This window comes from Terriglobales bacterium, assembly GCA_035691485.1.
Classification (GTDB): Bacteria; Acidobacteriota; Terriglobia; order Terriglobales; family Acidobacteriaceae; genus JAIQGF01.
Genome location: DASSIZ010000076.1, coordinates 1 through 7,213 on the forward strand (window position 1 = coordinate 1; position 7,213 = coordinate 7,213).

General features: G+C 59.6%; 6 protein-coding genes. 5 read left to right on the top strand and 1 reads right to left on the bottom strand.

What is annotated here, in order from left to right; all coding sequences use genetic code 11:
• Positions 1-451: 451 nt before the first annotated feature.
• On the top strand, positions 452-868 hold the full coding sequence (locus VFI82_10255) for a ribonuclease HI family protein (GenBank protein ID HET7185058.1): 417 nt from the start codon (positions 452-454) through the stop codon (positions 866-868).
• A 3-nt stretch (positions 869-871) separates the two neighbouring features.
• On the opposite strand, the gene VFI82_10260 is transcribed toward VFI82_10255, so the two are convergent.
• The gene (locus tag VFI82_10260) at positions 872-2,230 is read right to left on the bottom strand and encodes a tetratricopeptide repeat protein (GenBank protein ID HET7185059.1); all 1,359 of its coding nucleotides are present in this window, start codon (positions 2,228-2,230) and stop codon (positions 872-874) included.
• Between the two features lie 404 nt (positions 2,231-2,634).
• Here VFI82_10260 and VFI82_10265 point away from each other — a divergent pair, with 404 nt between their 5' ends.
• The 4 genes from VFI82_10265 to VFI82_10280 all read left to right on the top strand — a co-directional run bounded on the left by VFI82_10265 (position 2,635) and on the right by VFI82_10280 (position 6,792).
• Positions 2,635-2,952, top strand: coding sequence for a hypothetical protein (locus VFI82_10265; protein HET7185060.1), 318 nt, complete (start codon positions 2,635-2,637; stop codon positions 2,950-2,952).
• A gap of 91 nt (positions 2,953-3,043) precedes the next feature.
• Entirely contained in the window at positions 3,044-4,015 is a 972-nt protein-coding gene (locus tag VFI82_10270; GenBank protein ID HET7185061.1) for a glycosyltransferase family 2 protein, read from the top strand.
• A gap of 195 nt (positions 4,016-4,210) precedes the next feature.
• The gene (locus VFI82_10275; GenBank protein HET7185062.1) at positions 4,211-5,425 is read left to right on the top strand and encodes a TonB family protein; all 1,215 of its coding nucleotides are present in this window, start codon (positions 4,211-4,213) and stop codon (positions 5,423-5,425) included.
• 155 nt (positions 5,426-5,580) lie between these two features.
• The gene (locus VFI82_10280; GenBank protein HET7185063.1) at positions 5,581-6,792 is read left to right on the top strand and encodes a pyridoxal phosphate-dependent aminotransferase; all 1,212 of its coding nucleotides are present in this window, start codon (positions 5,581-5,583) and stop codon (positions 6,790-6,792) included.
• The last annotated feature ends 421 nt before the right edge of the window (positions 6,793-7,213 follow it).

Below are 7,213 nucleotides of genomic sequence, written 5' to 3' on the forward strand. Positions count from 1 at the left end.
TCAACGACGTGGACGCATGTACCGTCACAGCCCCTGATGCGATCGCCGCTTTCGCGGTACCGAACCCCAACGGAACCTCGCAGTATCCGTCGGTTTTTTCGGGTCCGGCCGCTCAACGAGTTGCCTCGCCTCGCGGATCACTCAGTCTACTTTGGACTGGCGACCGATGATTGACGCCAACCCTTTCGACCGTCGACGCGCGGAATACTATATCGGGAACAACAAATGTCAACGCTCATCTTCGGTGCAGTGCCACGTTTCTCGGCCATCGAGAGCAGGATTGTAATCTGCACAAAAACCGGGAGTTTACGACAGCCCCGAGATCCGGTTCTCATTATCCACAGTTTTTTCCACAAATCGGGACAGAACTGCCGGTTTTCAACAGGTGCACCAAACGAATGTCTTGACCGGGAAAACCTGGAGGGTTCATTGTGTCTCAAACAGGGCAGGGATGTCTAAACTGGTAGCCTACGTCGACGGCGGTTCGCACGGGAATCCGGGGCCGGCAGGTATTGGCATCGTACTGGAGACTCCCGGAGGCGAAATCATCAAGATCTCCAAATGGATCGGCCACCAGGATAATAATGTTGCGGAGTATGCCGCGGTGCTGGAGGCGCTGCAACTGGCAGTGGCTCGAAAGGCCAAGCGGCTCCAAGTTTACTGTGATTCGGAAGTGGTTGTGAGGCAAATGACCGGCGAATATGCCTGCCGCAGCCCGCGCCTTTATTCCCTGAACTGGACCTGCCGCAAACTGGCTCGCGCGCTGGAGTTCACCATCAGCCACATTCCGCGCGAATTGAATTTTGAAGCCAACCACCTGGCCAATGCCGCGGTGCGCTGTCGCGGCGAGGCTTTCAGCTTCGTTTAATTATCAACGCTGCGCTTGCGTGGAGCGCATTCCCGCCATCACCATCGCATAATCGAGAGTCGGCAGGTGCAGGTTCGCGAGGTCCTTTCGCGAAATGGCGGCCATCTGCGTGTTGCCTGTCTGTTCGTATGCGGTGACCAGCAGCGACATGGACAAGGCGTTCTTCAAGTCTTCGCGCAAGTGCGGGATTGCTTCGGCGGGTTGGTGCTCAACCATCAGCTTCGCCCCGATTGCAGCATGGTAGGAACGTTGCACGATTTCGCTGGGATTGGATTCGGCCAGGCTCTGCAGTTGCTGAAGAGCGTTGTTGGCTTCCGCCTGCTTGTCAGCGCCCAGGGCGCACACCACGCGCGATCGCAGGATTCGCGACATCTCCTCCTCGCGATCCGACTTGGAAACCGAAGCATGTTCATTCAGCACCGCGACAGCTTGATCCAAGTGCTTCAAAGCGACTGCGCTGTCCAGCTGATACATGGCCATCATGCGATGTGCCTGAGCTTCGGTCATGCCGAGATCATGCGCATGCGCCCATTTCGCGGCCCCGTCAAAGGCCTTGTCGGCGGCAGCGTAGTTTTTTTCCCACACGTAGGTGGCCGGATATTGCAGCCGGCACATAATCTTATCTTCCGACATCTCCGCCTGCTCATTACAGCGCAGGTATTCGGCTCGGGCGCGCTCCTCGTCGCCCTTAAGCGCGTAGGTGTCGGCTAATCCCATGATGGAGAATCCCGGCGCCATTTTCAGCGCCGCCCGGTAGTGCTCGATGGCCTGGTCGTACTTGCCCGAGATGCGGAGGATTTCCGCATACGAGTCCTGCGCGTTCGGCTCGTGGGAAAGCACCTGCGCATAACGCTGCATTAACTCGATGGCGTCGTCGAATTCGCCCATCTGCGCGTGCGCGTAGGCCGCCGAGTTCAGCGCGGGCGGGTAGTTGGGATCCACTTGCAGCGCGCGGTCCAGCAGCGCGTCGGCGCGATCGTAGCTGTACCGTACCATCAGCCAGTTGCCCGCAAGCGAAAGCATCTGCTTGTCCCGGGGATACAGTTCCAGCAGATCGTTCATCGCGGCAATGCCGGAGACGAAATTACCCTCGCGGACGCCGGTGATCCAGCGCACGAAGAGTCGTTCGCCCCGGGAATCCTTTTGTACGGCGACATTGGCGCGCTCGAGCGCCAGCTTAGCTTCTTTCGGATCCTGCGAACGGAAGGCAATCATCAGGTTTGCCAGCGCGAAATTCGGATCCAGTTTCACCGCCGCGCGCCATTGGTCCAGGGCTCGGTCCAGGTGAAAATTCATGGAGTCGGTCATCGCCTGCTGATACAGGACGCGGGCCTTGGGCGAGCGAGTGCTGACTGGCAGCATGGAGATGGGGCCTGTCTGCCTCGGTGCAGTCGCATGCGCATGATGATACGTTGGCGTGCTTTGCGCCGCCGCTGCGATCGAAAGCAGCAGTACCATTCCGACTATGGATGAACGTGGCATCGGCTGTGATGTAACGCGATTTTTTCACGAATGCAACCAATTGCCATGCGAATCGACGCCCGTGTACCTGCGTAGTTACTTCGAACCGATTGCCTTTCACAGCGGTTGTGAGCTTAAATCGCGGCGGAGGTCTCTTTATCCCGCCGCGGACGTTCACTTTTCGTGGGTTTGCGCTTGGACTGGCACTGCTGTGCGCGTCCGTTGTTTGTGCCGCGCGTGATCTCGCGGTCGTCGTCAACAAGTCCAATTCAGTCCGGGCGCTGACTTTGGCCGAGCTAGGCAAGATGGCGAATGCAACGCTGCCTGCCTGGCCGGGCGGGGCCAGGGTCACGATCGTTCTTCGCGACCCATCAATACCCGCGATGAAGGTCGCAATGGAGAAATTCTTCGGCATTTCGGAAGACAAGATCAAAGCTGTAATCGCAGCGAATCCCAGCTACTTTGTAATCGTGAAGTCCGACTCTGAGGTCATCCGCATGGTGGAAAGCCTGTCGGGCGCGGCCGGCCTGATTGACATTTATTCCATCACCAGCGGCGTAGTCGTGCTCAAGATCAACGGCAAGCTGCCGCTGGAACCGAACTACGCGTTGCATGGGAATTAGATTGAGTAAACTGGTCTCGTCTCACCGCTACAAAAGACTCCCATCGACAGCGATAACCGCAAACTGACAACCGACAACGTATAATTACAACGTGCCGAAGTACTCCATCGTCATTCCTCTGCACAATGAGCAGGAGAACGTCACCGAACTCTATGACCGCCTGAAAGCGGTAATGGAGGCCCAGCCGGACCCTTTTGAACTGATCTTAGTGGATGACGGCAGCGCCGACCGCACCTTCCACCTGTTGCGCGAAATTGTCGCCGTCGATAGCCGCGTGGTGGTGGTGAAACTGCGCCGCAATTTTGGTCAGACCCCCGCGCTCGCCGCCGGTTTCGACCATGCCAGCGGCGAATACGTCATCGCCATGGACGGTGACCTGCAACACGATCCCGGCGACATTCCTTCCTTCCTGGAAAAACTGGCCGAGGGCTATGACATTGTCAGCGGCTGGCGCAAGCAGCGCATAGACAATCTCTGGTTGCGGCGCATTCCGTCACGCTGCGCCAACTGGCTGATGGCGAAACTGAGCGGCGTCGATATCCACGATTTCGGCACTACCTTCAAGGCGTACCGGCGCGATCTGCTGTCGCAGGTCCCCTTGTACGGTGAACTGCATCGCTTTATCCCGGCGCTTGCTTCCTGGCATGGAGCTACGATCTGTGAGATTCCGATCAAGAACACGATGCGCGAGCGGGGAGAATCACATTACGGTCTGGGCCGAACCCTTCGCGTTTTTTTCGACCTGATTACCATCCGCTTCCTGCTGCGCTATCTGTCACGCCCGCTGCATTTTTTTGGCACCATCGGGATGTTGAGTAACCTTGCCGGACTTGGGATCGCCGTCTTCCTGATGCTGAAGAAACTGCTGACCGGCGGGTCGATCATGGCCCAGCATGGCCCGCTGATGATCTTCGCTGCGGTGCTGATCATTGCCGGAGTGCAGATGCTGGCGCTGGGCCTGCTCGGCGAGTTGCAGGTTCACCATCATTACGGCTCGCGCGCGACGCCGTACTCGGTAGATCGCGTGTTCCGAGCTACCGACCAATCGGCTGTCACGGAGTAGCGAGAGGCGTGGCTGACGTGCCCTCGCGTGTGGGCTGAAGAATCGCCAACAGCTCAGCCAGTGGAACGGCGCGGGAATTGGGCGGCGTCACAGCTAGCCCTTGAGGGTGGCAAAATCAGTCGTATAATTCTGCGGTTAGCCCAGGGTTCCCAGGCTTTTTCCTGCTCAATCCGCAACCCTGCCGATAAAGCAGTCATGGGTGTACTGTCAAAGAAACTTCGCTCCGGCGTCGTCGAACTCGCCACGGATACGGGCCCGTTGTATGCCAGCCCGACACTGCGCCAACGCGTGTACCTGCTGTGGATATTCCGACATTTTCACCGGTTGTCGCACCAGGTGCTGAACCAGCGTCAGCGCGAAGTAGTCGATAAGTTGTGCCGCGCATCCACTCTCCGCCGCTACGCTTCCGCTCCAATTATCGGCGTGGTGGAGAACGCGAGAGTTGCGTCGCAGCGTAAGAGCGTCGCCGCTGCCATCAAGTCCACCGAGTCCGCGCTGGCGCAAGCCGTGGGCGCGGCTTCTGTGAGCGTGCCCGGGCGGATTCAGAGCCCCAACACCCCGCTGGATTCGCGGTGGCTGGACACGAGGCCTGTCAGACGACCGTCCACGGTTGCGGTCGCGAAAAGCAGGCCGCCATCCGTCCTCGGCGTACCGCGGCAGTGGTTGGCATCCGGCGTGGCGCTAACCGCGGGCATAGCCATTCTGGTTGGGCTCATCTACGTCCGCCACAGCCGGTCCGCATCGGCCGCCGTGCGACTGCAATTTGAAGAGCCCTATGCACCGTCGCCGCCCGCTGGCGCCGCAGCTAGCGGACAGCCCCAGCCAACTGTCGACAGGCAAGCGACGGCAAAGCCTTCCGCCGCACGCGGAATAACTCCGAGGCTGCCGTCCGCGGTTATCGTGCAACCGACGCATGCAACACCTCCCGCCCCCGCAAGCTTCACTGCCACAGCCGCGGTTGCCACTCTCCCAGCGCCGGGACAGCCCGTTCCATCTCGTTCCATCAATACTGAAGGCGCAGCCCGGCCAGCGGCGATTGCTTCAGCGGATCCTGTGCCTCCTGTTGCCGGTATTGCCCACGAGGTGACATCAGCTGAGGTGACATCGAGTAACGTGACCCCCATCGGGCGCCTGGTGATTGCCGCGGCGCCCCTGAGCTTCAGCTACCCGGAATCGCCGAATGCGAATTTGATCGGTAGGGTGCATCTGCGAGTTTTCGTCGCTGCCGACGGTTCGGTGAAAGAGGTCGCGGCTCTCACCGGCAACCGCGCGCTGGCCGATGCCGCCGTCCGGGCGGTGCGGCGCTGGCGATATCGTCCGCCCCAATTGAATGGCCAGCCGATTGAAGCGGAGACGAACGTAACCATCAATTTTGCCGGCGACGACGCCGTGACCATCGCCTTTCGCTGAATTTCCACTGCAGGCTGAACGGGGAACAAGCCCGCTCTAAACTGCGTCAGAAGTCCTCACGACATGACCGCCGAGCGGTGATTTCTATCACAGCGCCCTTCCAGCCCCCTGTTCGACACTTAAGGGTTGTTTCCCCCGCTCGGAGGGGCGATATAATGGCTACTTTTGCTATGCCCAAGACAGCTCATGTCACGCCTGCACTGCGCCTGGCCAAGCGGATGTCGCGCCTCGGCACCGAAACCGCCTTTGAAGTGCTGGTCCGCGCGCGCGCCCTTGAGGCGCAGGGCAAGAACATCGTCCACCTGGAAATCGGCGAACCGGATTTCGATACCCCGTCCAACATCATCGAAGCCGGAAGCAACGCCCTGCACAAGGGGTTCACTCACTACGGTCCATCGCCGGGGCTGCCCGAACTGCGCCAGACCATCGCCGACTACATTTCTCGCACCCGCAAGGTGAAGGTTGCACCCGAGGAAGTCGTCGTTGTGCCCGGCGGCAAGCCGATCATGTTTTATGCCATCACGGCACTGGCCGAAGAAGGCGATGAGGTCATCTATCCCAACCCGGGGTTCCCGATTTACGAGTCGATGATCAACTTCGTTGGCGCCAAGGCGGTGCCCATCCAGTTGCGCGAGGAGTTGGACTTCCGGCTCGACGTCAAGGAACTGGCATCCAAGATCACCGGCAACACGCGGCTCATCATCCTCAACTCGCCGCACAATCCAACCGGCGGCGTGCTGACAAAGAAGGACGTTCTCGACATCGCGGAAGCAATCGGTGACCGCGACATCATGGTCCTCTCCGACGAGATCTACAGCCGCCTGATTTTTGAAGGCGAGCACTTTTCCATCATGTCGGTCGAGGATTTCAAGGACCGTACCATTCTGCTCGACGGCTTCTCCAAGACCTACGCCATGACCGGATGGCGCATGGGATATGGCGTGATGCGCGCCGATCTGGCTCTTCAAATCGCCCGACTGCAGACCAATGCCGTCTCCTGTACCGCCAGCTTCACCCAGATGGCGGGAATCGAAGCGCTGAAAGGCGACCAGGCCGCGGTCACAAAGATGTGCGCGGAGTTCAAGCGCCGCCGGGATTACATGGTGGAGCGGTTGAACCGGATCAAGGGCTTCTCCTGCCGCCTGCCGAAAGGCGCGTTCTATGTCTTCCCGAATATCACGAAGACGGGCTGGCCGTCGAAAAAGCTGGCCGACGCGCTGCTGGAGCAGGCGGGCGTGGCCGGATTGAGCGGCACCTCCTTCGGAGCCTTCGGAGAAGGCTACCTGCGCTTCAGCGTGGCCAATTCCATGGAGAATATCCAGAAGGCGCTGGACAGGATCGAGGAGTGGACAAAGAAGAACTTGTAAGGCGTCTAATCGGGTAGTTGAGTAAAGTTGCGGGCCGCCTCGGCGGCCCGGCCATTGGCGTAGTGGCTCTCCTGAACTCAACTCAGAACTCACAACTCACACCTTGTTCACCCATCACCCCTCCCTGTGACTTCACTCACTGACCCCTGCGCCATCCGGGAATACTCTCGCCAGTTGCAAGAAATCCAAGGCGCACGTGTGTTCAGCTTGCGCCTCAAGCCTTGGGCCGTGCGCCCGGACTGGAGCTTCCATGGCCATCACCGATTCCAAGACCGGCAACGTCGTGCGCGATTATTCCATCGACCAGCTCAAAGACGCCGCCAGGCTGATGCGCGGCTATGACCTGGTCGCCCTGTGCGCTGCCGGGAGCGGCCATGCCGGCGGAACCCTGTCAATCATGGATATCGCCGCCGCGCTTTAT

What these genes read in the sequence shown, in the direction of transcription:
- VFI82_10275 (HET7185062.1), top strand. Translation starts at nt 4,211, where the DNA reads ATGGGTGTACTGTCAAAGAAACTTCGCTCCGGCGTCGTCGAACTCGCC.
- VFI82_10280 (HET7185063.1), top strand. Translation starts at nt 5,581, where the DNA reads ATGGCTACTTTTGCTATGCCCAAGACAGCTCATGTCACGCCTGCACTG.
- VFI82_10265 (HET7185060.1), top strand. Translation starts at nt 2,635, where the DNA reads ATGGCGAATGCAACGCTGCCTGCCTGGCCGGGCGGGGCCAGGGTCACG.
- VFI82_10260 (HET7185059.1), bottom strand. Translation starts at nt 2,230, where the DNA reads ATGCTGCCAGTCAGCACTCGCTCGCCCAAGGCCCGCGTCCTGTATCAG.
- VFI82_10255 (HET7185058.1), top strand. Translation starts at nt 452, where the DNA reads ATGTCTAAACTGGTAGCCTACGTCGACGGCGGTTCGCACGGGAATCCG.